At 63.6% G+C, this 23549-nt stretch carries 23 protein-coding genes; 12 read left to right on the top strand and 11 right to left on the bottom strand.

Features of this window, described 5'->3' with window-relative positions; all coding sequences use genetic code 11:
* The first annotated feature begins 38 nt into the window (after positions 1 to 38).
* Positions 39 to 728 (top strand): ribose-5-phosphate isomerase RpiA, encoded by a 690-nt coding sequence (rpiA, locus tag NCS67_RS07380; protein WP_008349271.1) that lies wholly within the window; start codon positions 39 to 41, stop codon positions 726 to 728.
* Positions 729 to 797: 69 nt separating this feature from the next.
* Here the strand turns inward: rpiA and NCS67_RS07375 are convergent, their stop codons facing one another.
* The 3 genes from NCS67_RS07375 to NCS67_RS07365 all read right to left on the bottom strand — a co-directional run bounded on the left by NCS67_RS07375 (position 798) and on the right by NCS67_RS07365 (position 5045).
* Positions 798 to 2219 carry an undecaprenyl-phosphate glucose phosphotransferase gene (locus tag NCS67_RS07375; protein WP_034473220.1) on the bottom strand — a complete coding sequence of 474 codons (1422 nt, stop codon included), beginning with the start codon at positions 2217 to 2219 and terminating at the stop codon, positions 798 to 800.
* A gap of 33 nt (positions 2220 to 2252) precedes the next feature.
* Positions 2253 to 2999, bottom strand: a complete 747-nt coding sequence (locus NCS67_RS07370) for a Crp/Fnr family transcriptional regulator (protein WP_008349275.1) — start codon at positions 2997 to 2999, stop codon at positions 2253 to 2255.
* 1017 nt (positions 3000 to 4016) lie between these two features.
* Positions 4017 to 5045 (bottom strand): DUF1839 family protein, encoded by a 1029-nt coding sequence (locus tag NCS67_RS07365; protein WP_051079023.1) that lies wholly within the window; start codon positions 5043 to 5045, stop codon positions 4017 to 4019.
* Positions 5046 to 5423: 378 nt separating this feature from the next.
* On the opposite strand from NCS67_RS07365, the gene NCS67_RS07360 reads away from it, so the two are divergent.
* The 4 genes from NCS67_RS07360 to NCS67_RS07345 all read left to right on the top strand — a co-directional run bounded on the left by NCS67_RS07360 (position 5424) and on the right by NCS67_RS07345 (position 9716).
* Complete coding sequence (locus NCS67_RS07360) at positions 5424 to 5957, top strand: GNAT family N-acetyltransferase (protein ID WP_008349278.1); 534 nt, start codon at positions 5424 to 5426, stop codon at positions 5955 to 5957.
* A gap of 232 nt (positions 5958 to 6189) precedes the next feature.
* A complete protein-coding gene (locus NCS67_RS07355) occupies positions 6190 to 7341 on the top strand; it encodes a glycosyltransferase family 4 protein (protein ID WP_250434845.1) in 1152 nt (383 codons plus the stop codon).
* A 483-nt stretch (positions 7342 to 7824) separates the two neighbouring features.
* Positions 7825 to 8577, top strand: a complete 753-nt coding sequence (locus NCS67_RS07350; RefSeq protein ID WP_008349281.1) for a FadR/GntR family transcriptional regulator — start codon at positions 7825 to 7827, stop codon at positions 8575 to 8577.
* A gap of 146 nt (positions 8578 to 8723) precedes the next feature.
* Positions 8724 to 9716, top strand: coding sequence for a Gfo/Idh/MocA family protein (locus tag NCS67_RS07345; RefSeq protein WP_250434844.1), 993 nt, complete (start codon positions 8724 to 8726; stop codon positions 9714 to 9716).
* 35 nt (positions 9717 to 9751) lie between these two features.
* Here NCS67_RS07345 and NCS67_RS07340 read toward each other — a convergent pair whose 3' ends face one another.
* From NCS67_RS07340 to NCS67_RS07315, 6 genes are all read right to left on the bottom strand, one after another.
* Positions 9752 to 10411, bottom strand: a complete 660-nt coding sequence (locus tag NCS67_RS07340) for an amino acid ABC transporter permease (protein ID WP_034473185.1) — start codon at positions 10409 to 10411, stop codon at positions 9752 to 9754.
* A 125-nt stretch (positions 10412 to 10536) separates the two neighbouring features.
* On the bottom strand, positions 10537 to 11337 hold the full coding sequence (locus tag NCS67_RS07335; protein ID WP_008349288.1) for a cystine ABC transporter substrate-binding protein: 801 nt from the start codon (positions 11335 to 11337) through the stop codon (positions 10537 to 10539).
* 113 nt (positions 11338 to 11450) lie between these two features.
* The gene (locus NCS67_RS07330) at positions 11451 to 12473 is read right to left on the bottom strand and encodes a quinone-dependent dihydroorotate dehydrogenase (RefSeq protein WP_250434843.1); all 1023 of its coding nucleotides are present in this window, start codon (positions 12471 to 12473) and stop codon (positions 11451 to 11453) included.
* Positions 12474 to 12569: 96 nt separating this feature from the next.
* Entirely contained in the window at positions 12570 to 13397 is an 828-nt protein-coding gene (locus tag NCS67_RS07325) for an arginyltransferase (RefSeq protein ID WP_033536383.1), read from the bottom strand.
* Between the two features lie 112 nt (positions 13398 to 13509).
* Entirely contained in the window at positions 13510 to 14241 is a 732-nt protein-coding gene (gene aat / locus NCS67_RS07320) for a leucyl/phenylalanyl-tRNA--protein transferase (protein ID WP_008349292.1), read from the bottom strand.
* A gap of 48 nt (positions 14242 to 14289) precedes the next feature.
* A complete protein-coding gene (locus tag NCS67_RS07315; protein WP_008349294.1) occupies positions 14290 to 14835 on the bottom strand; it encodes an NUDIX hydrolase in 546 nt (181 codons plus the stop codon).
* Positions 14836 to 15078: 243 nt separating this feature from the next.
* Between NCS67_RS07315 and NCS67_RS07310 the strand changes: the two genes are divergently transcribed.
* Genes NCS67_RS07310 through moaE form a run of 3 tightly spaced genes read left to right on the top strand, consistent with a single transcriptional unit; the run spans position 15079 to position 17036 of the window.
* A complete protein-coding gene (locus tag NCS67_RS07310; protein ID WP_350029131.1) occupies positions 15079 to 16308 on the top strand; it encodes a molybdopterin molybdotransferase MoeA in 1230 nt (409 codons plus the stop codon).
* A gap of 4 nt (positions 16309 to 16312) precedes the next feature.
* Positions 16313 to 16570 (top strand): molybdopterin converting factor subunit 1, encoded by a 258-nt coding sequence (gene moaD / locus NCS67_RS07305; RefSeq protein WP_008349297.1) that lies wholly within the window; start codon positions 16313 to 16315, stop codon positions 16568 to 16570.
* A gap of 1 nt (position 16571) precedes the next feature.
* Positions 16572 to 17036 (top strand): molybdopterin synthase catalytic subunit MoaE, encoded by a 465-nt coding sequence (moaE, locus tag NCS67_RS07300; RefSeq protein ID WP_250434841.1) that lies wholly within the window; start codon positions 16572 to 16574, stop codon positions 17034 to 17036.
* 6 nt (positions 17037 to 17042) lie between these two features.
* On the opposite strand, the gene NCS67_RS07295 is transcribed toward moaE, so the two are convergent.
* Positions 17043 to 17588, bottom strand: a complete 546-nt coding sequence (locus NCS67_RS07295; RefSeq protein WP_250434840.1) for a group III truncated hemoglobin — start codon at positions 17586 to 17588, stop codon at positions 17043 to 17045.
* A 290-nt stretch (positions 17589 to 17878) separates the two neighbouring features.
* Between NCS67_RS07295 and NCS67_RS07290 the strand changes: the two genes are divergently transcribed.
* The 4 genes from NCS67_RS07290 to NCS67_RS07275 all read left to right on the top strand — a co-directional run bounded on the left by NCS67_RS07290 (position 17879) and on the right by NCS67_RS07275 (position 23024).
* Positions 17879 to 18388 carry an Rrf2 family transcriptional regulator gene (locus NCS67_RS07290; RefSeq protein WP_250434839.1) on the top strand — a complete coding sequence of 170 codons (510 nt, stop codon included), beginning with the start codon at positions 17879 to 17881 and terminating at the stop codon, positions 18386 to 18388.
* Positions 18389 to 18562: 174 nt separating this feature from the next.
* Positions 18563 to 21160: an ATP-dependent chaperone ClpB gene (clpB, locus tag NCS67_RS07285; RefSeq protein WP_250434838.1), complete on the top strand. Its 2598-nt coding sequence runs from the start codon at positions 18563 to 18565 to the stop codon at positions 21158 to 21160.
* A 210-nt stretch (positions 21161 to 21370) separates the two neighbouring features.
* Complete coding sequence (locus NCS67_RS07280) at positions 21371 to 21688, top strand: helix-turn-helix domain-containing protein (protein WP_008349308.1); 318 nt, start codon at positions 21371 to 21373, stop codon at positions 21686 to 21688.
* The gene (locus tag NCS67_RS07275; RefSeq protein WP_008349309.1) at positions 21678 to 23024 is read left to right on the top strand and encodes a HipA domain-containing protein; all 1347 of its coding nucleotides are present in this window, start codon (positions 21678 to 21680) and stop codon (positions 23022 to 23024) included. The genes NCS67_RS07280 and NCS67_RS07275 overlap by 11 nt, the downstream gene beginning before the upstream one ends.
* Before the next feature lie 63 nt (positions 23025 to 23087).
* Here NCS67_RS07275 and NCS67_RS07270 read toward each other — a convergent pair whose 3' ends face one another.
* Complete coding sequence (locus tag NCS67_RS07270) at positions 23088 to 23549, bottom strand: YidB family protein (protein ID WP_008349311.1); 462 nt, start codon at positions 23547 to 23549, stop codon at positions 23088 to 23090.

Here is a 23549-nt window from a genome sequence, read left to right as displayed (position 1 = left end):
AAAATCTCAGTTTTCACCGATACAGCAGCACCGCTCCCATGACTCAAGACGAACTCAAGCAACTGGTCGGTCAGGCCGCCGCCGACTACGTGAACGCGAACGTGCCGGAAGGCGCGATCATCGGCGTCGGCACCGGATCGACGGCGAACTGCTTCATCGACGCCATCGCGAAGTCCAAGGCGCGTTATCGCGGCGCGGTGTCGAGTTCGCTCGCGACCACGGCGCGGCTCGAATCGCACGGTTTCAAGGTGTTCGATCTGAACGACATCGAAACGCTGTCCATTTACGTCGACGGCGCCGATGAAATCGACGCGAGCGGCGCGATGATCAAGGGCGGCGGCGGCGCGCTCACGCGCGAGAAAATCGTCGCGTCGGTGGCGGACGTGTTCGTGTGCATCGCCGACGCGAGCAAGCGCGTCCCGGTGATGGGCACGTTCCCGCTGCCCGTCGAAGTCGTGCCGATGGCGCGCACGGCGATCGGCCGCAAGCTCGCGGCGCTCGGCGGCGTGCCGATCGTGCGCGTGACGAAGGACGGCTCGCCGTTCATCACGGACAACGGCAACGAAATCCTCGACGTGAAGGGCCTGTCGATCACCGATCCGCGTGCGCTCGAAGCGCAGATCAACGCCTGGCCGGGCGTCGTGACGGTCGGTCTGTTCGCGGCGCGCGGCGCGAATATCTGTCTGCTCGGCACGGAGAACGGCGTCGAGCGCATCGACTACAAGTAAGTCACGCGCGCACCAAGCGAAAGGCCCGGCGATCCGAAAATCGCCGGGCCTTTCGCGTTTTTACGCCGATCAATACGCGTTGCGTCCGATGAATCCCTTGAACATCGTCATCGCGACGATCTTGATGTCGAACCAGAACGACCAGTTGTGAATGTAGAAGAGGTCGAACTTCACGCGGCTTTGCATCTTCTCGACCTTTTCCGTCGCGCCGCGATAGCCGTTCACCTGCGCCCAGCCGGTAATGCCGGGCTTGATGCGGTAGCGGAACATGTAGCCGTAGACGAGATCCTTGTACAGATCGTCGTGCTCGATCGCGTGCGGGCGCGGACCGACCACCGACATATGCCCGAACAGCACGTTCAGGAACTGCGGCAGCTCGTCGAGGCTCGTGCGCCGCAGGAACGCGCCGACCTTCGTCACGCGCGGATCGTTGCGCGTCGCCTGCGTCACTTGACCGTGCTCGCGATGCACGCCCATCGAACGGAACTTGTAGATGCGAAACGGCCGTCCGTCCGCGCCCTTGCGATGCTGCGTGAAGAACACCGGACCCTTCGAGGTCGTCTTCACGGCGATCGCGATCGCGATCATCAGCGGCGAGAGCGCGAGCAGCGCGGCCGCCGCGAACAGGCGGTCGAAGAGCATCTTCGGCCACATCTGCAGCGTGCTGATCGGAGACGTCGTCAGGTTGATGGTCGCGAGCCCGGCGACATCCGTCATCGAATGATTGAAGAGCGAAATGCTGCGCGTGTCCGGAATCAGCCGCAGATTCACGAAATCGTGCCGCAGCGCATGCACGAAGCGGTAGATCGTGTGCTCCTGCGACAGCGGCAGCGCGAGCCACACTTCGTTGATTTCCTCGGCGCGCACCTTTTCGACGAGTTCGTCGAAATCGTTCAGCACCGGCAAACGATTGCCGCCCATGCCGATCGCGGTCGTCGGCGTGGGCATGCCGCTGATGCCGCTCGCGTGCAGTTCCTCGTCGCCGGTCGTATCGAGAATGCACACCGGAGTAAAGCCCTGTTCGGGCGTGCTGCACAGGTGCGCGAGCAAGGTCCGCGAGAAACCCTGCGCGCCGACGATCGCCACGGTGCGCTGATTCAGGCCGCGGCCGCGCATCAGGCGCAAGGCCGAGTACACGATCAGCTTCGAAGCGATGATGAGCGCGCCGGAAATGAGCGTCGAATACGCGAACCAGAGTCGCGACACCGTATCCATGCGATGTAGCGTGAAGGCGAGCAGCAGGGCGCCCGCGACGACCGCCATCCACGCCAAAGTGACGCGCGCCAGCATCATGGCGAACGGCTTGCCGCGCCAGGTTTCATACACGCCGAAAGCAGGGAAGAGCAGGAGGGCGAGTGCGGAGTTGAACGCGATCAGAAGCCTTTCGATATCGCTGACGAAATCCAGCGACGAAAAGCGTACGTCATGCGCGATCAATCCGCCCGCGATGATGAGACAGACATCCAGAACACGCGCCAGCCATGAGAACAGATCGAGGTTTTTTTCTTGCATTAATCCTAGCCGTTAGACACTTGAGGCCGATATCGCCTCGGTTGCACGAAGACGCGGAAGTAGTCGGTCGAACTCCCGCTTGACGAGCCCGTAGCACTCGCATGCGCGTGCTTCCAGACCCTCGCGATCCACGACCTTGATGCAGCCGCGGCTGTGATGAATGAGACCCGCGTCGTGAAGCTTGCCCGCCGCTTCGGTCACGCCTTCGCGGCGCACGCCCAGCATGTCCGCGATCAGTTGCTGCGTGACCTGCAATTCGTTCGACGCCGTGCGATCGATTTCGATCAGCAGCCAGCGGCAAAGTTGCTTGTTCAGCGAGTGATGCCGGTTGCATGCCGCCGTCTGCGCGACCTGCGTGAGCAGCGCCTGCATATAGAGCAGCATCAGGCGGCGCAGGAAGTCCGAGCGGCCGAACTGCTCGCGCAACGCTTGCGCGCTCATGCGATACGCGAAGCCCGGGCATTGCACCTGCACGCGCGTCGGCATCGTTTCGCCGCCGGTCAGAACCGGCACGCCAGTCATGCCTTCGCGTCCCACCGCGGCAATCTCGACCGAACCGCCGTCTTCCATCGTGTGCAGCAGCGAGATGATCGCGGTCGTCGGGAAGTAGACGTGGTGAATCCGTTGGCCGGAGTCGCACAGCAGTTGCTCGGTGCGCAATTGCACGAGTTCCAGATGCGGCGTGAGCGCCTGCCATTCGTGCGCAGGAAGCGCGCCAAGCAGATGATTGCCGTGCAGGTCGGACTGGAGGGTCAGCATGATTGTTCTCTCTCGTAACTTTCGCGCGTTGCGCTTCAATTTTTATTTACTGATGTGACCGTTTTCGAAGATTGCCGCTTGCGCCGGTTCCTCGAGGAAGGATGACATCAGCCCCGTAGCCGCCCGTTTCGTACTTGGATTGCTTTTGGTTGATCGCACTGGTCTGGGTTGCGTGCTTCTATTAGCGAGGACTGTGCCAATGCGGGCAATCGCAATGCTGGCGGGGCCTCATAACTCGTGCACTTTTTGTGATGCAGCGCAGCGCTGCGTTTTTGTTTCAGTCTTGAACATCGGTGGTCTTAGGAATACGTGCGTGCCCCGATGAGTTTCATCAGCGCATACCCCTCGAATGGCGGTTGAGGATTTTTTGACCACGGTGCGACAGGCCTCACGGGTCGACATCCCTTCGACATACCACCTTCTTTCGTAGGGACAATCGAAAATGATTCATCCGTGTTCCATCGGCTCCGTGGGCTGGCGAACGCGTCTTTATCCGAGCGCTGCTTGATTCCCCACGAAGCCTTGCCGGATAAGGCTTTGCCGGCATCGGGAAAAGTCTTCCGCGCGGCGTTGCGTGAAGCGGAAACGTTGCGCCCGTTGCACGAAGTGAAATCTGCGTGTGCGATTCCTCGCGCATAAGCGCCTCAATAGCGCGGCTTTCGGCGAGGAGTAGCCCACATAGGCCTTGTAGCGGCCCTCTCGCGAGTTCGGCACGCGACTAGCCGCCGTGAAACGTTTGCGCGTCATTCATCGGATTCATGGTCGGGCGCAGCGCATTTCAGTCGTGCACGCGATGCCCTGAAATGTTTCATCGAGGACAATCTCATGCGGAACTCATTAACGCGGAGAAACCGGCGCGCAGAAATTCTCGCGGCGACATCACGAGGTCATAAAAACCCGCATAAGACGCGAACGTAAGCGAGTGAAAAAACCCTTGAAACAAGGGTTGAAATGTGTCTTTTTAAACAGTCGCTGCCGAGATGAAAGCGCGTGCGAATCGCGGTTCGACATCAACGTTCAGCACACGATATCCGCAAGCGGAGGAATCACGCGTTCGTACGCATCCTCGATCACGTCGAACGATGTCTCGCACAGCTCTCGTCGTCCGCGCGAAAGGGCGCGCGCGAGGCGGCACTGCATCACCATGGTTTCGCTCGCGATCTTGCGCGCGCCCGCATACGTCTGCACGGGAATGTCGAAGCCTTGTTCGCGCATCCACTGCAGATAATGCGCGAGCAATTCGAAGTTCGCGCCGAGTTGCCTCATCACGTTGAAGGCGTAATGACGCGCATACGATTCGCCGCGCGCAATCATCGTATCGAGATGCTCGGGAAACGCCGCGCGCCAACGCGTGATCGGATTGTGCATCGGACGCCGCAACAGATGCGCGCACAGCAGATCCGCCGATACTTCCGCGAGCGGCGTGCCCGACAGCGGCTCGCGCACGCGCTTGACAAACTCGACGTGCGGAAAAAGCGCCGGCTCGGGCGTCGCATTCGAGCGCAGCACGCCGTCGTAGTCTTCGCCGTCGAGAAGGTGATAACCCGTGTGATGAAAGTAGCCGAGACGCCGCGCATCGCGATCGATCACATCGATGCCGATGGTCGTCTTCGCATGTTCGCGGCGATACGAAGCAGTGCGCGTGTCCGGCAGATAGAACGCATCGACTTCGACGAGGACGATATTCGCGCGGCGCGTCTGCACGAGCGCGCGCTCTTCGAGCGAATCGAACACGGAAAGCTCCTGCACTTGCAGGCCGTAGAGTTTTTCGATGTCTTCGAACGGCAGCTTGCCGAGCGTGAACTGATCGGCTTCGAAGTCCTGAGCGACGGCGAACGCGAGCGCAGCGCGCGGTTCGAGCCCGTTGCCGTGCAGAATTTCGATCCACAGATCGACGGGCGCGACCGCTTCACGCCAGATGCGCTCGCCGCGATGCAGCGCGTGCGCGTGATGCCGCCGCGCACGCATGCGCAAGGGATCGAGTGACACGACGCGGGAACGACTTGCTCCTGAATCCGTCACACCGCTCGTATGGAACGCGCTCATGCCGTGACCTCGGGCCGGAAAGGCCGGCGTTCGATACCGCGTGCGCAATGGAGCGAATGTGCTTTTAATCGTGCGTCTCTATCGCGTTCGATGGCGGTATGCATTGTGATTTTCCCATGAAGGTGCCGTATTACGCGAGTGCTATCGACGCCATGCGACGCGCGCGCGGCAGCCCGCAACCCGGGCTGTAGCGCGGTCGCATTGATCGTCGGAAAGGCGTCTTTTTTCCCCGGGACGCCTTTGTGCGTGTGGTCGAGCTTATTTGAAAGGCGCGCGCGTCATGGGTCGGTGCGATGGCGCACTGAATTCAGGCGGGTCGGCACGTAACGTTCAATCGTCGCAACGCCGGTAATTGCCGGTAAAGCATGGAGATAATCGATGAACTGGAAAACGCTGGATTTCGAACAACTCACTGCGCGGGAGCTTTATCTGATTTTGCGCGCGCGCAGTGCGGTGTTCGTCGTCGAACAGTCGCATGTCCATCTCGACCCGGATGGTCGCGATGAAACCGGCACGCACGTATTCGCCGCCGAGGACATGAGCCGTTCGATGCCCGTGCTCGCCTATGCACGCATCAACGAGGGCGACGCGGATGATCCGGAAGTCGTGGTGGACAAGATCTTGACGAGCCCGCTGCGTCGCGGCGACGGCACCGCGCACGCCCTGATCGAACGCGTGCTCGCGGTGACCGCCGAGCGTTGGCCCGGCCGCCGCGTGCGGCTGACCGCGCCGGTGAGCCTGCGCGGTTTCTACGAGGCGTTCGGCTTTCGCAAGACCGAAGGGCCGTTTCTCGAGCACGGCATGCCGTACATCGGTCTGACGAGAAAGGGCCGGCAATCGCGCGAAGCATCGGGCGCGAGCAAGGCGCCGTTCGCCGCGAGCGACAACGCCACGACGTACGAGTTGCTGTAAGCGCCACCAGAGACGCGCAGCGTGCGCCGCAACCGCGCGCGCGGCGAAAGAACCAACGCGGCAGTCAGCAGCATCGAAGGCGTGGACCGTCCGGGCATCGAGGCAATAACAAAGCGATAACAACGCGATAACAACGCGATCGGCGCGGCGCAGGCCGCTTCGAGACGCGTCCTCGAAACAATAAGATCGACGCCGCCGGCATGGGCCGGCGAGCGCACAAACAGCCTATCTCATGCGAATAGTCCATCTCGCCAATCACGCGCAGACGATCGGCAACGGCACCGTCAACATGATGGTCGATCTCGCCTGCATGCAGGCGCGCATGGGGCAGGACGTCGTGGTCGCATCGTCGGGCGGCGGCTTCGAGCCGCTTTTGCGTCGCCACGGCATCACGCATGTTTCGCTGCAGCAGTCGCGGCAACCGTGGCGCGTGCCGTCGATGATCGCGGGATTCAATCGTCTCATCGATCGTTTCGATCCCGACATCGTGCACGCGCACATGATGACCGGCGCGCTCATTTCGCGTTTCGGCAGCATGCGGCGGCGCTTCGCGCTCGTCACCACGGTGCATCACGAACTGCAGAAAAGCGCGGCGCTGGTGCGCGCGGGCGATCGCATGGTGGCCGTGAGCCGCGCGCTGGCGCTCGATCTGGAGGCGCGCGGCATCGGGCCGGCGCGGTTGTCGACCGTGCTCAACGGCGCCGTCGGCGCGCCGCGGCTCATCACGCGGCCGCCCGCGAAGCCGGTGCGGCTCAAGCATCCGAATATCGTCTGCGTGGCGGGGATGTATCGCAGGAAAGGGATTGCGGATCTTCTGCAGGCGTTCGCGCAGGTGCGCGAGCAGTCCGCGAGCGAGCGCGAATTCTTGGCGGAGCCGCATCTGTATCTCGTCGGCGAAGGCCCCGATCGCGGATCGATGGAAGCGCTGGCAGCCGAGCTCGGCATCGCGGAGAACGCGCACTTCACGGGTTTCGTCGCCGATACGCGGCCGTATTTCGCGAGCGCCGATGTATTCGCGCTGCTCTCGCGCCAGGACCCGAGTCCGCTCGTGATCGCGGAGGCGCGCGAGGCCGGCTGCGCGATCGTCGCGACGCGCGTGGGCGGTATCGCCGAAATGCTCGACGACGGCGCTGCGGGTCTGCTCGTGCCCGCCGGCGACATCGGGCAGGCAGCGGCAAAACTGCGCTGGCTTCTGCTCGACCGGCAGGCGCGTGGCCAACTGGCGGCGCGCGCGCGTCACGGCCTGCAGCAGCTTTCCGTCGAAAGAGTCTGCGACGAGTACCTCGCGGTGTATCAGCAAGCGCTTACGGAGCGCGAAGCATTGAAGCGCCGGCAGATCGATCTCGACGCGCGCACACCCCGAACGACAGATGGCGCGATTTAAGCATAGGGCTGACAAATCGCCCCGCTTGCACCGCGCCACGGTACTTTCGTCCAAACCATCCGATCATACAAAAGGCAAAAGCGAGCCGGCTTCCGTTCGCGTTCGCACAGAAAGCCTACGAGATGCTTGCTCAAATGGGTGCATGATCGGTCCGATGGCAACAGCGGGCCGCGAAAGAACGCACACGCCGCGACGCGACGCAGCCATTCTTCAGTTTCCCTGATGAATGCCTGCGCGCGCGCGGCGCGAGCGCAAGAGATGCACGTGAAGCGGTAAGAAGTAAAAAACGAAACAGTGACGTCGAAGCCAGAGGGATTACCCTGTCAGGAAATTCCCAACTGGCATTCGAAGCAACGAAGACGCAACGTATCAAGCACGACGAATGGACCTGTCGGGAACCCGTCGTGCCTTTCGCAGCCCGGGAAGCGAAAGCGATGCGCTCATACACACGGCTACGGAACAGGCGAGAAGGGGAGAAGCGAGATGGATGACAACAAAGAGCGATCGCTGGTGGCGAAGGTCATGGACGGACTCGTCTCAGGGATCGTCGAGCAAAAATATGGCGCGATACTGCCACCGCAGGACATCCTCTCGAAGGAGTTCGACGTGAGCCGCACCGTCATGCGCGAGGCGCTCTCGATGCTGCTCGCGCGGCACATGCTGGACGTGCGGCCGAAAACCGGCACGCGCATTCGTCCGATGAGCGACTGGCGTCTCATCGACGAGGACGTGGTGAGCTGGCGTTTTCGCGCCAAGCCGGATCAGACGTTTTTACGCGATGTAATCGAATTCCGCATGCTGATCGAGCCGCGCGCCGCAGCGCTCGCCGCCGCCCGCGCGACGCCCGACGAAATCGCCGGGATTCGCGATGCATTCGACACACTGTCGCGTCTGCAGGTCGGCGAGCCGGAATATCAGGCGGCTGACGAAGTGCTGCATACGCGCATCGTGGCGGCGAGCGGCAACCAGTTCTTTCGTCAGATGACGGCGATCGTGCGCGGCGCGCTGGTGACGGTCAATCCGATCGTCGACGGCATCGAGTCCGTGCGCGAAGCGACGCTCGCGGCGCAGAAGAGCGTCGTCGAGGCGATCGAGGCGAAAGATCCCGCCGCCGCCGAAGCCGCGACGCGCGCGCTCGTCGACCTGGCCGCGGAAGAAGTCGGCCGCGCGTTCTCGCTGGAGCGCGTGAACAGTCAGCCTGCGTCGCCGAACGTGAACGCGTCCGCGGGTGCGTAGCGCGTCCTCGAACGCATCGGACGATCGAATGTATCGAGCCGGGACATGTCCCGGCTTTTTGCCGTCTGGCCCCGCCGCGCGCAGTCGTCATGCGACGCAATCAGGCACAATGCGTCGCACGACGAATCTGGCGCACGGAGGCAGGCTTGAGCAATACGAATATCGATGAAAAGACGATCCGCTGGGGCATCGTCGGCGCGGGACGCATCGCGCGGCGCTTCGCCGACAGTCTCACGCACGTCGAAGGCGCGCGGCTCGCGGGCGTGTGGTCGCGCCGCGAAGAACCGGCGCGCGCATTGGCCGATGCATTCGATGCCCGCGCATTCGCCGATTTCGACGCGCTGCTCGCCAACATCGACGCGCTCTACATCGCGACCTTGCAGGACAGCCATCCGGCGTACGCGTTGCGCGCGTTCGCGGCGGGCAAGCCCGTGCTGTGCGAAAAGCCCGCGGCCGTGAATGCGCGCGAGCTGCAACGCATGATCGACGCGGCGCGCGCGGCGAACGTGTTGTTCATGGAAGCGATGAAGCCGCCGTTCTATCCGCTGTATCGCCGCTTGCGCGAGCATTTGCAGAGCGATCCGATCGGTGAAATCGGTCTCGTTCGGGCCGGCTGCTCGATGGCGAACGTGCCGCTCGATCATCCGTCGTTCTCGCTGGACGCGGGCGGCGGCGCGCTGCTCGATATCGGCATTTACGAGGCGTTTCTCGCGGTCGACTGGCTCGGCGAGGCGCTCGACGTGCAGACCATCGGACGGCTCGGCGCGACCGGCGTCGACGTCTTCGCGAGCCTGAACGTGCGCCACGAACGCGGCATCGCGCAACTGTTCTGCGGACTCGATCTGCAAGGCCGCGGCGATGCGCTCATCGGCGGCACGCTCGGCACGGTGACGATCCACGAGAACTGGTGGAATCCATCGCGCGCGACGATCGCTTATACGGACGGAAGAAAGGCCGAACTCGACGAGCCGTTCTCGGGCGGCGGCCTCAACTACGAAACCGCGCATTTCTGCGAGCTGCTGCGCGCCGGCGAAACCGAGAGCCCGGTCATGCCGCACGCAACGTCGATGCGGATGATCGCGATCATCGACGCCGCGCGGCGCGATTTGAATCTCAGGTTTCCGTTCGAAACCGACTAATGCGAAAAAGCCGCTTTTCAGCGGCTTGTTTTCGATCAGTGCCGCCCCGGCAGCGCGAGACGCCGCTCGAAAATCCGCTGCACGAATTCGAGCACGCTGCAAAGAATCCAGTAGACGAACGCCGCCGCGAGATAAAGCGGCAACGGCTGATAGGTCGCCGCGATCACTTCCTGCGCGCTGCGCAACAGTTCGGTCACCGTGATGACCGACACGAGCGATGTGTCCTTGATCAGACTGATGAGACTGTTCGACAGGCTCGGCACCGCGATGCGCAGTGCCTGCGGCCCGATCACGTAACGCAGCGTCTGCGCGCGCGACAGTCCGAGGCTATAGGACGCGAGCCACTGCCCGGCGTGGATGCCGAGAATCGCGCCGCGCATGCTTTCCGACAGATACGCGGCCACGTTCGCCGACAGCGCGATCACGCCCGCGGGCGTCGGTTCGAGGGAGATGCCGAGGCTCGGCAGGCCGTAGTAGATGACGAAGATCTGCACGAGCAGCGGCGTGCCGCGCATCACGCTGACATAGCAGCGTCCGATCGCGACGAGCGCGCGGTTCTGGCTGATGCCCATCAACGCCAGTACGACGGCCGCGATGAGGCCGAAGAACATCGAGTAGAGCGCGAACTTGATCGTCAGCAGCGCGCCTTGCGCCAGCACGGGCGCCGATTGAACGAGCAGGGATGTCGTGGACATTTAAGAGACGCGTTGACTGAAACGGTGCTGAAGTGAAACAAACCGGCACATATTAAACCGAGCCGGCAAAAGAGAAGGGCGGCACCGTTACGATGCCGCCCTCGCGACGCCGGAAACGGCGCGTCTTATTTCGCCGGCTTCGTCACGTCGATGCCGAACCACTTGTCCGAAATCTTCGAGAACGTGCCATCGGCTTCGAGCTGGGTCATGGCGTCGTCGATCGCCTTGGCGAACTTCGGATTGCCCTTCTTGAACGGAATGCCGGACGGATTGCCCGCGCCGACATTCGCGCCGGTGCGCAGCGGCAATTGCGAATTCTTCAGCAAGTACGCGAGCATCAGGCGGTCGTTGAGCGCGGCGTCCAGACGCCCGGCGGCGAGATCACGCAGATACTCGGGCGCGCCCGGATACGTCTTCACGTCGATGCCCGGCACCGACTTCGCCATGTCCATATAGTTCGTGCCGAGGCCGACGCCGAGCTTCTTGCCCTTCAGTTCTTCGAGCGACTTGAACTCCCGCTTGTCGTCGCTGCGCTGGATCAGTTGCGCGTTCGAGTACGTGTAGGCGGGCGAGAAATCGAGCGTCTGCTTGCGCGCATCGGTGATGCCGACCTGGTTGACGATCACGTCGAACTTGCCCGCCTGCAGGCCCGCGATGATGCCGCTCCATTCGGTCGTGACGAACTCGGGCTTCACGCCGAGCTTGGCCGCGACGGCCTTGGCGATATCGACGTCGAAGCCGACCAGTTCACCGTTCGGCGCTTTCGAGTTGAACGGCGGGAAGGTTCCTTCGAGACCGACGCGCAGCGTGCCGCGCTGCTTGACCTGATCGAGCAGATCTTCGGCGTGGGCGGCGGTCGTGACGGCCGTGAATGCCGCGCCGATCAGGCTGGCGGCGACGAGCTTCTTGAGCGTGGACAGTTTCATCGTGTTGTTTTCCTCTTGATGGGCACAGCGTCTTTTTTCGATGCGGCGATCATAGTGAAAACGCAATCGCTGCGTAATATCGTTTGCTTATGTCTATATGCCGGATCGGGGCGTCACGCGAGCGCTTCGACGCACTCTTTCACGAGCGCGGGACCGCGATAGATCAGCCCCGTATAAATCTGCACCAGCGACGCGCCCGCCGCGAGCTTCGCGCGCGCGTCGTCGCCCGAGAAAATTCCGCCTACGCCGATGATCGGCACGTCGGTCCCGACCTCCGCGTGCAGCTTGCGGATGACCTCGTTCGACGCGTCGAAGACCGGACGCCCGGACAGGCCGCCCGCTTCGTCGCCGTGCTTCATGCCGGTCACGGCGGTGCGCGAAAGCGTGGTGTTGGTCGCGATCACGCCGTCGATCTTGTGAGCCAGCAACGTGCCCGCGATCGACTTGATCTGCTCGTCGTCGAGATCGGGTGCGATCTTCAGCGCGAGCGGCACGAGCTTGCCGTGCAGATCGGACAGCCGCGCCTGCTTTTCCTTGAGCGCGCCGAGCAGCGAATCGAGTTCGCCCGCGCCCTGGAGCTGCCGCAGGTTCTTCGTGTTCGGCGACGAAATGTTGATCGTCACATAGCTCGCGAACGGATAGACGCGCTCGAGGCAATACAGATAGTCCTCGGCGGCGCGTTCGATCGGCGTATCGGCGTTCTTGCCGATGTTCAGTCCCAGCACGCCGCGATAATGCGCGGCCTTGACGTTCGCGACGAACTGATCGACGCCGCGATTGTTGAAGCCCATCCGGTTGATGAGCGCGTTCGCCTCGGGCAGCCGGAAGATGCGCGGGCGCGGATTGCCCGGTTGCGCGCGCGGCGTCACGGTGCCCACTTCGATGAAGCCGAAGCCGAGCGCCGCGAGCCCGTCGATGCACGCGCCGTCTTTGTCGAGCCCCGCCGCGAGTCCGACCGGATTGCGGAACGTGATGCCCATGACGGTGCGGGGCGAATCGGGGCCGCGCTTGGCGAGCATGCCGGCGAGCCCGGTGCGGCCAGCCGCGCCGAGCATGCGCAGCGTCAGATGATGAGCGTCTTCCGCATCCATCTTGAAGAGATGCGAACGCGCGATCGGGTAGAGGGAACTGAACACGAAATGAAAGCCGGCGACGGCGAATTTTTTTAAGACCGCTATTTTAGCGGTTTCGGACGGCGTGCCGGTCCGGGCGCGCGGGAGGGACTTCAGCGGCTATTTCGGCTGGCTCGGGCCGTTGATGCGCCCGGGCATCGGCAGCGCGCCCGCGGAGTGAGTGTTCGCGGGATCGAGCAGCGTCCAGCGGCCGTCGATCAGACCTTCCAGCGGCCGGAAATTGGCCTTGTACGCCATTTTTTCGCTTTCGCGGATCCAGTAGCCGAGGTAGACGTGCGGCAAGTCGAGACTCTTCGCCTGCTCGATCTGCCAGAGGATGTTGAAGGTGCCGTAGCTCGTCTTCGGCAGATCGGGTTCGAAGAACGTGTACACGGACGACAAGCCGTCGCCGAGTATGTCGATCATGCTGATCATGCGCAGTTCGCCGGGCTCGTCCGGATGTCCCGGATGCGCGGGTTCGCGAAACTCGACGAGCCGCGAATTGATCCGGCTTTGCAGCAGGAACTGCTCGTACTGATCGCGGCTGTCGCGGTCCATGCCGCCGCCCGCGTGACGCGCCGACTGATAGCGCATGTAAAGCGCGTAATGCTCTTCGTCGTAATGCAGCGGCGCGACGCTCGCGATCAGATTGCCGTGCAGCTTCCAGACGCGCCGCTGCGCCCGGTTCGGCACGAAGCGCGCGACCGGCACGCGCACCGGCACGCAGGCGCGGCAGCCGTCGCAATACGGTCGATACGTGAAGACGCCCGAGCGCCGGAAGCCGGCCTTGACGAGTTCGGTGTAGACGTCGGAGTTGATGAGATGGCTCGGCGTGGCCACCTGCGAGCGCGCAACACGCCCTTCCAGATAACTGCAAGGGTAGGGCGCTGTTGCATAGAATTGCAGCGCGGAAAGCGGTGACAGCGGCAGCTCGTTCGGATGTGTCACGTTGGCGGCTCTCGCAGGCGTCGTCTCGTCGTTGCCGGCCGGCGCGCGAGATCGTCTTCAGGCGCGCGGCGGCTGCATTGCATGTGTCGCTCGGGCATCACGCGTGTAGCGTTTAGCGTGCCAGCACGTCGAGAAGGACGGATTTGTCGAAGCGCCAGCCGATCGCCGGTTCCGCCGTCGCCCGTCTCAGATGCGCGACGAACGCGCGGCGCGCGATCTCGCGGCCGCCCAGCGACGCCAGATGCGACGTGTTCTGCTGGCAGTCTATCATCTCAATTTGATTGCGGCGCAAGTGTCCGACGAGCGCCGCAAGCGCGATTTTCGACGCGTCGGTCTTGTGCGCGAACATCGACTCGCCGAAGAACATGCGGCCGAACGACACGCCGTACAGTCCGCCCACGCGCACGCCGTCGAACCACGTCTCGACGCTGTGCGCGTTGCCTGCGCGATGCAAGGTCGTGTAGGCATCCACGATATCCGACGTGATCCACGTTCCGCGCTGGCCGTCGCGTGGCGTGTCGGCGCAGGCGCGCATCACGGCGGGAAAATCGTCGTCGACGCGGATCTCCCAGACCGGATCGCGCACCACGCGCTTCAAGGTCTTGCGCAGCGAATCCGACACCTTGAACTCGGCCGGAAACAGCACCATGCGCGGATCGGGACTCCACCACAGCACGGGCTGGCCGTCGGAATACCACGGGAAGATGCCGCGCCCGTAAGCATCGATGAGCCGCGACGGCAGAAGATCGGCGCTCGCGGCGAGCAGGCCCGGCGCGCCGCTCGCCGCGCCGAGCGCGCGCTCGACGGGCGGGAAGGGATCGTCGTCGGCGAGCCAGGGAACCATGTTCTCGGGAGGGCGGCGTTCAGTGAGATTCGTCGGACAGCGGCGGAATCAGCCGTCGCGCAGCGTGCGGAAGATGTCGCCCGTATGCAGCGTGAAGTTGCCGGCGGCGCGATCGGCGAAGAAGAATCGCAGCGTCTGTCCGACCGTCGGAAAGGCGATCTCGTCCCACGGAATCTCGCTTTCCTCGAAGAGCTTCACTTCCAGACTCTCTTCGCCGGGATCGACTTCGATATCGAGCAGCCGCGCCAGATAGAACAGATGCACCTGATGCACGTGCGGCACGTTGAGCAGCGTGAAGAGACTCTGAATCTCCACGCGCGCGCCCGCTTCCTCGAGCGTCTCGCGCGCGGCGCCTTCGCTCGTCGTTTCCTGCATTTCCATGAAGCCCGCGGGCAGCGTCCAGTAGCCGTAACGCGGCTCGATCGCGCGACGGCACAGCAGCACCTTGTCGTCCCACACCGGCACGGTGCCCACGACATTGCGCGGATTCTGATAGTGAACGGTGCCGCAGTTGTTGCAGACGAAGCGCTCGCGGTTGTCGCCGGGCGGAATGGCGAGACCGACCTCGTGGCCGCAGAGGGAACAGAATTTCATGGAAATGGACGTGGGAAGTGTGCTGCGAGTGTATCACCGCACCGCCGCGGCTTTGAGGCGCGCGAATGGATTGCGGTATCGGTCGCGGCGCATGTCCGGCGTGCCCGAGGGCGAAGGTGCGACGCCTGCCTTCTCGCTACAATAGTTGACCGGAATTGCAATGTCCCTTTCACGATCAGGCCGCCGCGCGCGTCCCAACCGAACGCCATGTCATCCACGCCAGCCGCTTCAAGCCGTCCTCCGATGCTCGCCACCGCCGACGCGCTCGGCCGTCTGCTCGACGCCGCGCGTCAGGTCGACGCCCGCGAGCGCGTCGACACGCTCGATGCGCTGAACCGCGTGCTCGCCGCCGACGTGACCTCGCCGCTCGACGTCCCGCCGATGCACACCAGTGCGATGGATGGCTACGCGGTTCGCATCGCCGATCTCGCTGGTGCGGGCGAAGGCGCGCCGGTCACGTTGCGGGTGTCGCAGCGCATCCCGGCGGGACACGCGGCCGGGCCGCTCGCGGCGGGCACGGCCGCGCGCATCTTCACCGGCGCGACGGTGCCGCCCGGCGCGGACGCCGTCGTCATGCAGGAAATGGCACAAGCGTCGGACGACGGGCGCGTCGCGTTCGGGCAGGCGCCCACGGCGGGCGAGTGGATCACGCAACAAGGCGCGGATATCCGGCGCGGCTCGGTGATCCTGCCCGCGGGCACGCGCCTGACGCCGCAGGCGCTCGGGCTTGCGGCGTCGGTCGGATGTGCGCAGCTCGAGGTCGTGCGGCGCGTGCGCGTCGCGATCTTCTTCACCGGCGACGAACTGCGCATGCCGGGCGAGCCGCTCGAACCCGGCGCGATCTACAACTCGAACCGCTTCACGCTGCGCGCGCTGCTCGCGAAGCTCGGCTGCGAGGTGACGGATCTCGGCATCGTGCCGGACCGGCTCGACGCGACACGCGAAACCTTGCGGCGCGCGGCGGCGGATCACGATCTCATCCTGACGTGCGGCGGCGTGTCGGTCGGCGAGGAAGATCACGTGAAGCCGGCGGTCGAGGCCGAAGGACGCATTTCGATGTGGCAGATCGCGATGAAGCCGGGCAAGCCGCTCGCGTTCGGCGCGGTGCGGCGCGGCGGCGCGGTTCGCGATGAGGCGTTTTTCATCGGCTTGCCGGGCAATCCGGTTTCGAGTTTCTGCACGTTCCTGCTGTTCGTGCGGCCGTTTCTGCTGCGGCTCGCGGGCGTGACGAACGTCGCGCCGCGCGTCTATTCGATGCGCGCCGACTTCAGCCAGAAAAAAGGCGATCGCCGCAACGAATTCCTGCGCGCGCGCGTGAACGCGTCGGGCGGCCTCGATCTCTTCGAGAATCAGAGCTCGGCCGTGCTGACATCGACCGTCTGGGGCGATGGTCTCATCGACAATCCGCCGAATCATGCGATCGGCGCGGGCGAGATCGTGCGCTTCATCCCATTTTCAGAACTGACGCGGTAGAGAAATGAAGATCGATTTGAGATTTTTTGCGAGCGTGCGCGAGGCGCTGGGCGTCGCGAACGAGACGGTCAGCGTGCCGGACACGGTGGTCAATGTCGGCGACGTGCGCGCGTGGCTGCGCATGCGCGGCGGCGTGTGGGAAGAGACGCTCGCGGAAGGCCGTGCATTGCGCATGGCCTGCAATCACGTGATGACGAATCCGTCACAGCGCATCACCGAGGGTTGCGAAGTGGCGTTCTTTCCGCCTGTGACGGGTGGCTGAGATGAACATGCGTTCGAAAATCCGCGTGCAGGAAGCCGATTTCGACATCAGCGCGGAAGTGGCCGCGTTGCGCGCCGACAATCCGAAAGTGGGCGCGGTCGCGTGTTTCGTCGGCACGGTGCGCGATCTGAACGAAGGCAGCGCCGTCGAGACGATGGAACTCGAGCATTACCCCGGCATGACCGAAAAATCGCTCGAAACGATCGCCGATCAGGCGCGCAAGCGCTGGCGCGGCTCGGACGTGCTGATCGTGCATCGCGTGGGCAAACTCAAGCCGCTCGATCAGATCGTGCTCGTCGCGACGACGGCGATGCATCGCGCGGAGGCGTTCGAATCCTGCGCCTTCGTGATGGACTATCTCAAGACGCAGGCGCCGTTCTGGAAGAAGGAGAAGACCGAAGCGGGCGAACGCTGGGTCGACGCGCGCGAGTCCGACGATACGGCGCTCGCGCGCTGGCAGACCTGACCGGCGTCATTTTTCGTCGGCCGATTTGCCGATGAACTTCGCGGGAAACGGCGCGGCGTCGGGACGCTCGGGGAAGCGCGGCTCGGGCGCGCCGCCCGTGCGCTGCCGCTTCAGCGCCGCGAGGAGTTCCTGCTGCTCGACGGGAATCTCGTAGTCCCAGCCGAACTTGCTCAACTGCAAGCTCTGCGCGATGCGCAGCGCGGGTTCCATGAACTGCACGGCCGCGGCCGGCTCATAGCGCGACTCGACCGTGTTGAGAAACAGCGACAGCCAGCGCGCGAAGTGTTGCGGCTCGATATCGTCGATCGGGCGATGCGCTTCCTGCACGTTGCCGCGATATTGCTTCGATCCGAGCACGAGACTCGACCAGAAGGTGGTCATTTTGGCGAGATGCTCGTCCCAACGGCCGGCGAGCGCGCGCGAAAAGATCGGCCCGAGGAGCGCATCGTCATCGACGCGCCGATAGAAGGCTTCGACCAGCGCGCGGACATTGGCTTCGCTGGGTGCGCGTTCGCGCGGGGCATCGGCGGAAAGGTGTTCGGTGTTCGTCATCTTTGAAACAGTGAAGGCGGATCAGATATTTTCCGGCGAAGAATGTAAAGATGCCGCAAAATGGCGCATCCATGCGGCCGATTCGTCGACGCGCGTCTCAAGCCGTACGAAAAGCACGCTTGTACGGATTCCGTGCATTTTGGTACGACGCGGGCGAGCGGTGCGCCGATGGTAAGTCAGCCACGTCCGCTCGTGTCATCGTCCCTCGTCTTGACGCGGACTCCTTGACGATACGCGCGTTTCGTCGAAATCCCGAGGCGCTTTTGCGTCCACTTTCTCCGCGCGAGATCATGCGACTCACCGATTACACCGATTATTCGCTGCGCGTCCTGCTCTATCTCTCGGTTCGACCTTCCGGCCTTTCGACGATTCAGGAAATCTCGGATGCATATGGCATTTCGAAGAACCATCTGATGAAAATCGTCCAGCAGCTTGGCGAACTCGGGTGGGTCGAGACCGTGCGCGGCCGCAACGGCGGACTGAGACTTTCATCGCGGACGAACGACCTCACGATCGGCGACATCGTGCGCAGAACCGAAAGCGATTTCGCGCTCGTGGGCTGCCTCGTGAATCAGCCGGCGGATCGGCAAGCCTCGTCGCACGCGCGCTGCGTCATTCAGCCGGCCTGCCGGTTGCGCGGCGTGCTGGCAGCCGCGCGCGACGCCTTTCTCGCCGAACTCGACAAGCACACGGTCGGCGAGCTCGCTCAACCCGCGAACGATCTGGCGGCTCTGCTCGGCATCGTCAGCATCGCGCCGATTGCGGCGGGTGCGCCCGGGGTGCTTCGCGCGCCTTCGTGATTCCAGCCGGCACGCGTTGAACGAAACCCGGACGCCGTAGGTCAATTCAGAGCCTGGGCGGTTGGCTGCCGCCATTGTCGAAGAGCAAAAAGAGCACTTTCCGGCCCAAACGATGCTTGAAAGTGACAAAAAGCGCCTCATTTTGGTCGTATTCAGAATCGGAGCTTTTAAAAAATGAGAATCGACAAACTCACCACCAAATTTCAGGAAGCGCTGTCCGACGCGCAGAGCCTCGCGGTCGGGCGCGACAACCAGTACATCGAACCGGTGCATTTGCTTGCCGCGCTCATCGCGCAGCAGGACGGCTCCGCGCGCTCGCTGCTGTCGCACGCGGGCGTGCAGGTTCAGGCGCTGCAAACGGCGCTCAACGAAGCGATCAACCGTCTGCCGCAAGTCCAGGGCACCGACGGCAATGTTCAAGTCAGCCGCGAACTCGCGGGCCTGCTCAACGCCGCCGACAAGGAAGCGCAGAAGCTCAACGACACGTACATCGCGAGCGAGATGTTCCTGATCGCCGTCGCGGATGACCGTGGCGAAGCCGGCCGTCTCGCGAAGCAGCACGGCCTGACGCGCCGTGCGCTCGAAGCCGCGATCAACGCCGTGCGCGGCGGCGCGCAGGTCAATAGCCAGGACGCGGAAAGCCAGCGCGAGGCGCTCAAGAAATACACCGTCGATCTGACCGAACGCGCCCGTGCGGGCAAGCTCGATCCGGTCATCGGCCGGGACGATGAAATTCGCCGCTCGATCCAGATTCTCCAGCGCCGCACGAAGAACAATCCGGTGCTGATCGGCGAGCCGGGCGTCGGCAAGACGGCGATCGTCGAAGGACTCGCGCAGCGCATCGTCAATGGCGAAGTGCCGGAAACGCTCAAGGGCAAGCGCGTGCTCTCGCTCGACATGGCCGCGCTGCTCGCGGGCGCGAAGTATCGCGGCGAGTTCGAGGAGCGCCTGAAGGCCGTGCTGCACGACATCGCGAAGGACGAAGGGCAAACCATCGTCTTCATCGACGAGATTCACACGATGGTCGGCGCGGGCAAGGCCGAAGGCGCGATGGACGCCGGCAACATGCTCAAGCCGGCGCTCTCGCGCGGCGAGCTGCATTGCATCGGCGCGACGACGCTCGACGAATACCGCAAGTACATCGAAAAGGACGCGGCGCTCGAGCGGCGTTTCCAGAAAGTGCTCGTCGATGAACCGTCGGTCGAGGCGACCATCGCGATTCTGCGCGGCTTGCAGGAAAAGTACGAACTGCATCACGGCGTCGAGATCACCGATCCGGCTATCGTCGCGGCGGCGGAGTTGTCGCATCGCTATATCACGGACCGCTTTTTGCCCGACAAGGCCATCGATCTGATCGACGAAGCCGCGTCGCGCATCAAGATGGAAATCGATTCGAAGCCCGAAGAGATGGACAAGCTGGATCGTCGTCTCATTCAGCTGAAAATCGAGCGCGAGGCCGTGAAGAAGGAGAAGGACGAGGCGTCGCAGAAGCGTCTGCAACTCATCGAAGAGGAAATGGACCGGCTCAATCGCGAGTATTCCGATCTCGAGGAAATCTGGACTGCCGAAAAAGCGGCGGTGCAGGGCAGCGCGCAACTGAAGGAAGAAATCGAGAAAGTGCGCGCGGATATCACGCGTCTGCAGCGCGAAGGCAAGCTGGAGAAGGTCGCCGAGTTGCAGTACGGCAAGCTGCCGGAACTCGAAGCGCGACTGAAGCAGGTGACGCAGGCCGAATCGCAGGAGCAGAACAACCCGACGCGTCCGCGTCTTCTGCGCACGCAGGTCGGCGCCGAGGAAATCGCGGAAGTCGTGTCGCGTTCCACCGGCATTCCCGTTTCGCGGATGATGCAGGGCGAGCGCGAGAAGCTGCTGCAGATCGAAGCGAAGCTGCATGAGCGCGTGATCGGCCAGGACGAGGCGATCGGCGCGGTCGCTGACGCGATTCGCCGCTCGCGTGCGGGTCTGTCGGATCCGAATCGTCCGTATGGCTCGTTCCTGTTCCTCGGGCCGACGGGCGTCGGCAAGACGGAACTGTGCAAGGCGCTCGCGGCGTTCCTGTTCGATTCGGAAGATCATCTGATCCGCATCGACATGAGCGAGTTCATGGAGAAGCACAGCGTCGCGCGTCTGATCGGCGCGCCGCCGGGATACGTCGGTTATGAGGAAGGCGGCTATTTGACCGAGGCCGTGCGCCGCAAGCCGTACAGCGTGATTCTGCTTGATGAAATCGAGAAGGCGCATCCGGACGTGTTCAACGTGCTGCTGCAAGTGCTCGACGACGGGCGCATGACGGACGGTCAAGGCCGCACCGTGGACTTCAAGAACACGGTGATCGTGATGACGTCGAACCTCGGCTCGCAGGTCATTCAGGGCATGGTCGGCGAGCCGCAGGAAAGGGTGAAGGACGCCGTGTGGGAAGAAGTGAAGCTGCACTTCCGGCCGGAATTCCTGAACCGTATCGACGATGTCGTCGTGTTCCATGCGCTCGATCGCACGAACATCGAGTCCATCGCGAAGATTCAGCTGGCGCGTCTGCACGAGCGGCTCGCCAAGCTCGATATGGACCTCGACGTCTCGGATGCGGCGCTCGCGCAGATCGGCAAGGTCGGGTACGACCCGCTGTTCGGCGCGCGTCCGCTGAAGCGCGCGATCCAGCAGGAGATCGAGAATCCGGTCGCCAAGCTGATTCTCGCGGGACGGTTCGGGCCGAAGGACGTCATTCCCGTCGATGTGCGGGAAGGCCAGTTCGTGTTCGATCGCGTGGTGCATTGAGGGCGGTTCGGTCGTAGCGGTAGCGCGGCGGCGGTCGGGCGAAAAAGGCAACGGAGCGATTCGTTGCCTTTTTTGTTTCTATAATCCGTGCGATCGCACGGATTTCCGCGCGGAGCACGTGCGATGAATGAAAATCCATTCGTTTGCATGGATTATCGTGATCTCATACAATGACTCGGTTTTATCCCTGCGATCGCACGGATTCAAATTATGGAAATCGATATTCGAACGGCGAGCGAAATCGGCGTCGCAGTGCGTGCGGCGCGCAAAGCGCAACGGCTTCGCCAGGACGATGCGGCCGGCAGCATCGGCGTCAGCGAGAGCTTTCTCGGCAAGGTCGAGAAGGGCGCTGAGAGCGTGCATTGGGGCAAGCTGTTCCAAGTGCTCGAAGGCTTGGGCGTGCGCGTGACGGTCGATATCCCGGACGAAGCGGGTGAGCTTTTCGCGGGAGAGGCGGTCAAGCGTTACGTCCGCGTCGAGCGCGCCGAGAAACGTCGTCGCGCACGAGAGGACGCGGATGAGTCCTGAGACCATCGCGACGCTCGAAGGCCGCCGCAATCTGATCGCGAGCATCAACGACGTCGAAGTGGGCGTGCTCAACGCCGACGACGACATCTGGTCTTTCTCCTATCTGCCGGCGTGGCGCGACAGCGTGGACGGTTATCCGCTGAGTCCGGCGCTGCCGCTGCAACCGAACGCGTTGCGCGACGGCAGCACGCGCCGCTCGGTGCAGTGGTACTTCGACAACCTCCTTCCGGAAGAAGGCCAACGCACGCTGCTCGCGCGCGACGCGGCCATTCGCAACGAAGCCGATGCCTTCGCGCTGCTCGCGCACTACGGTGCCGAATCGGCGGGTTCGGTGACGCTGCGTCCACCCGGTGCAAGCGACGAGCAACCGCCCGCCGAGCGCTTGCTGCCCGACGAAGCGTTGCAGGCGCGGATCGACGCGTTGCCCCGCCTGCCGCTCACGCACGACGCACTCAAACGCATGTCGCTCGCCGGCGCGCAGCACAAGCTGGCGGTGGTGTTGCGCGACGACGCGTTGTTCGAGCCGGCAGGCCGCACACCGTCGACGCATATCCTCAAGCCGAATCATCAGGACACCGATGACTATCCGCACTCGGTCATCAACGAATGGTTCGTGATGAAGCTCGCCGACAAGCTGCGCCTCGGCGTTCCGGGCGTGCATCGGCGCTACGTGCCTTCTCCCGTGTATCTCGTGGATCGCTTCGACCGCGAGTCGCGGGCGGGACAATGGCGCCGGCTGCATAGCATCGACGCTTGCCAGTTGCTCGACCTCGCGCGTACGTTCAAGTACGAGCAGGGCAGCGTCGAGCAACTCGCGACACTGGCCGCGCGTTGCCGGAATCAGGCGTCCGCACGCACGCGGCTCTTTTCGTGGCTCGTGTTCAATGTGCTGGTGGGCAATTCGGACGCGCATCTGAAAAACCTGAGTTTCCTCGTCTCGCGCCAAGGTATTCAGCTTGCGCCGTTCTACGACCTGCTGAGCGTAGCCGCATACGCGACGCCGTCGTATCAAAAGGACGCATGGCCGAAGCGGGCATCGTTCGCGTGGGACATCCTCGGCGCGCGCTACTACGACGACTTCGATCGCGCGTTGATGCTGCGGGCGGGCGAAGTGCTCGGTATCGCCAGGACGACGGCCGAACGGCTGCTGGATGCGCTCGCAGGTTCGATCGTGCGCGCGGCCGCCGATCTGTACGCGCGCGTCGAAGAGAAAAACGCGGCGTTGCTCGCCGAGCGGCCGGGACTCGCTGCGACGCTCGGCGGCGAGCTGATGTGTCTGCGTGTGATCCGCTACACGATCATCGAGGACATGACACGCAAGCTTGCAGCCGCCTGAAACGCAAAAGCCCCGCTCGGTTCAACGCCGGCGGGGCTTTCGATTCAATGCGTGAAAGCGCGTTCAGCCTTGCTTGGGCTCTTCGCTCTTGCCAAAAAGACCTGCGAGGCCGCCAAGCGAGCCCAGAACGCCGGTCAGATCGAGCTGGCCTTCGGGCGGCACCTCACCGTTCGGCGTTGCGCGATCGACGATATGCGGCAGCACCGCCGCGAGCATGCCGGACAGTTGGTCGCCCGAGACGCCTGCTTTCTGCGCGAGCGCGCCGACGTTGTCCTGCCCGAGCACGTTCGTGAGCGTGTCCGGGCTGATGGGCTTGTTCTCGCCCGTGCCGATCCACGACTGGACCACGTCGCCCGCGCCGTGTTGCTGGAAGCGCTGGATCAGGCCCATGAGGCCGCCGGGCTGGCTGTTGACGAAAGCGAGCGCCGCTGCGATCAGCGCGGCCTGGCCGGACTGAGCCGGTTGGCCGCCCGGTTGTTGCGACGAATTGCCGAGGGTGGAGGCGAGGATATCGAGTAGGCTCAT

This window comes from Caballeronia sp. ATUFL_F2_KS9A (genome assembly GCF_023630765.1).
Taxonomy (GTDB): Bacteria; Pseudomonadota; Gammaproteobacteria; order Burkholderiales; family Burkholderiaceae; genus Caballeronia; species Caballeronia zhejiangensis.
This window is presented reverse-complemented; position numbering and strand designations above follow the sequence as displayed.

Coding starts and splice junctions, on each gene's coding strand:
- NCS67_RS07295 (WP_250434840.1), bottom strand. CDS start 17,588: ATGACGAACACCGAACACCTTTCCGCCGATGCCCCGCGCGAACGCGCA.
- clpB (WP_250434838.1), top strand. CDS start 18,563: ATGAGAATCGACAAACTCACCACCAAATTTCAGGAAGCGCTGTCCGAC.
- NCS67_RS07275 (WP_008349309.1), top strand. CDS start 21,678: ATGAGTCCTGAGACCATCGCGACGCTCGAAGGCCGCCGCAATCTGATC.
- rpiA (WP_008349271.1), top strand. CDS start 39: ATGACTCAAGACGAACTCAAGCAACTGGTCGGTCAGGCCGCCGCCGAC.
- NCS67_RS07280 (WP_008349308.1), top strand. CDS start 21,371: ATGGAAATCGATATTCGAACGGCGAGCGAAATCGGCGTCGCAGTGCGT.
- NCS67_RS07370 (WP_008349275.1), bottom strand. CDS start 2,999: ATGCTGACCCTCCAGTCCGACCTGCACGGCAATCATCTGCTTGGCGCG.
- NCS67_RS07365 (WP_051079023.1), bottom strand. CDS start 5,045: ATGAGCGCGTTCCATACGAGCGGTGTGACGGATTCAGGAGCAAGTCGT.
- NCS67_RS07270 (WP_008349311.1), bottom strand. CDS start 23,549: ATGAGCCTACTCGATATCCTCGCCTCCACCCTCGGCAATTCGTCGCAA.
- NCS67_RS07335 (WP_008349288.1), bottom strand. CDS start 11,337: ATGAAACTGTCCACGCTCAAGAAGCTCGTCGCCGCCAGCCTGATCGGC.
- aat (WP_008349292.1), bottom strand. CDS start 14,241: ATGGTTCCCTGGCTCGCCGACGACGATCCCTTCCCGCCCGTCGAGCGC.
- moaE (WP_250434841.1), top strand. CDS start 16,572: ATGAACATGCGTTCGAAAATCCGCGTGCAGGAAGCCGATTTCGACATC.
- NCS67_RS07355 (WP_250434845.1), top strand. CDS start 6,190: ATGCGAATAGTCCATCTCGCCAATCACGCGCAGACGATCGGCAACGGC.
- NCS67_RS07290 (WP_250434839.1), top strand. CDS start 17,879: ATGCGACTCACCGATTACACCGATTATTCGCTGCGCGTCCTGCTCTAT.
- moaD (WP_008349297.1), top strand. CDS start 16,313: ATGAAGATCGATTTGAGATTTTTTGCGAGCGTGCGCGAGGCGCTGGGC.
- NCS67_RS07350 (WP_008349281.1), top strand. CDS start 7,825: ATGGATGACAACAAAGAGCGATCGCTGGTGGCGAAGGTCATGGACGGA.
- NCS67_RS07315 (WP_008349294.1), bottom strand. CDS start 14,835: ATGAAATTCTGTTCCCTCTGCGGCCACGAGGTCGGTCTCGCCATTCCG.
- NCS67_RS07360 (WP_008349278.1), top strand. CDS start 5,424: ATGAACTGGAAAACGCTGGATTTCGAACAACTCACTGCGCGGGAGCTT.
- NCS67_RS07310 (WP_350029131.1), top strand. CDS start 15,079: ATGCTCGCCACCGCCGACGCGCTCGGCCGTCTGCTCGACGCCGCGCGT.
- NCS67_RS07340 (WP_034473185.1), bottom strand. CDS start 10,411: ATGTCCACGACATCCCTGCTCGTTCAATCGGCGCCCGTGCTGGCGCAA.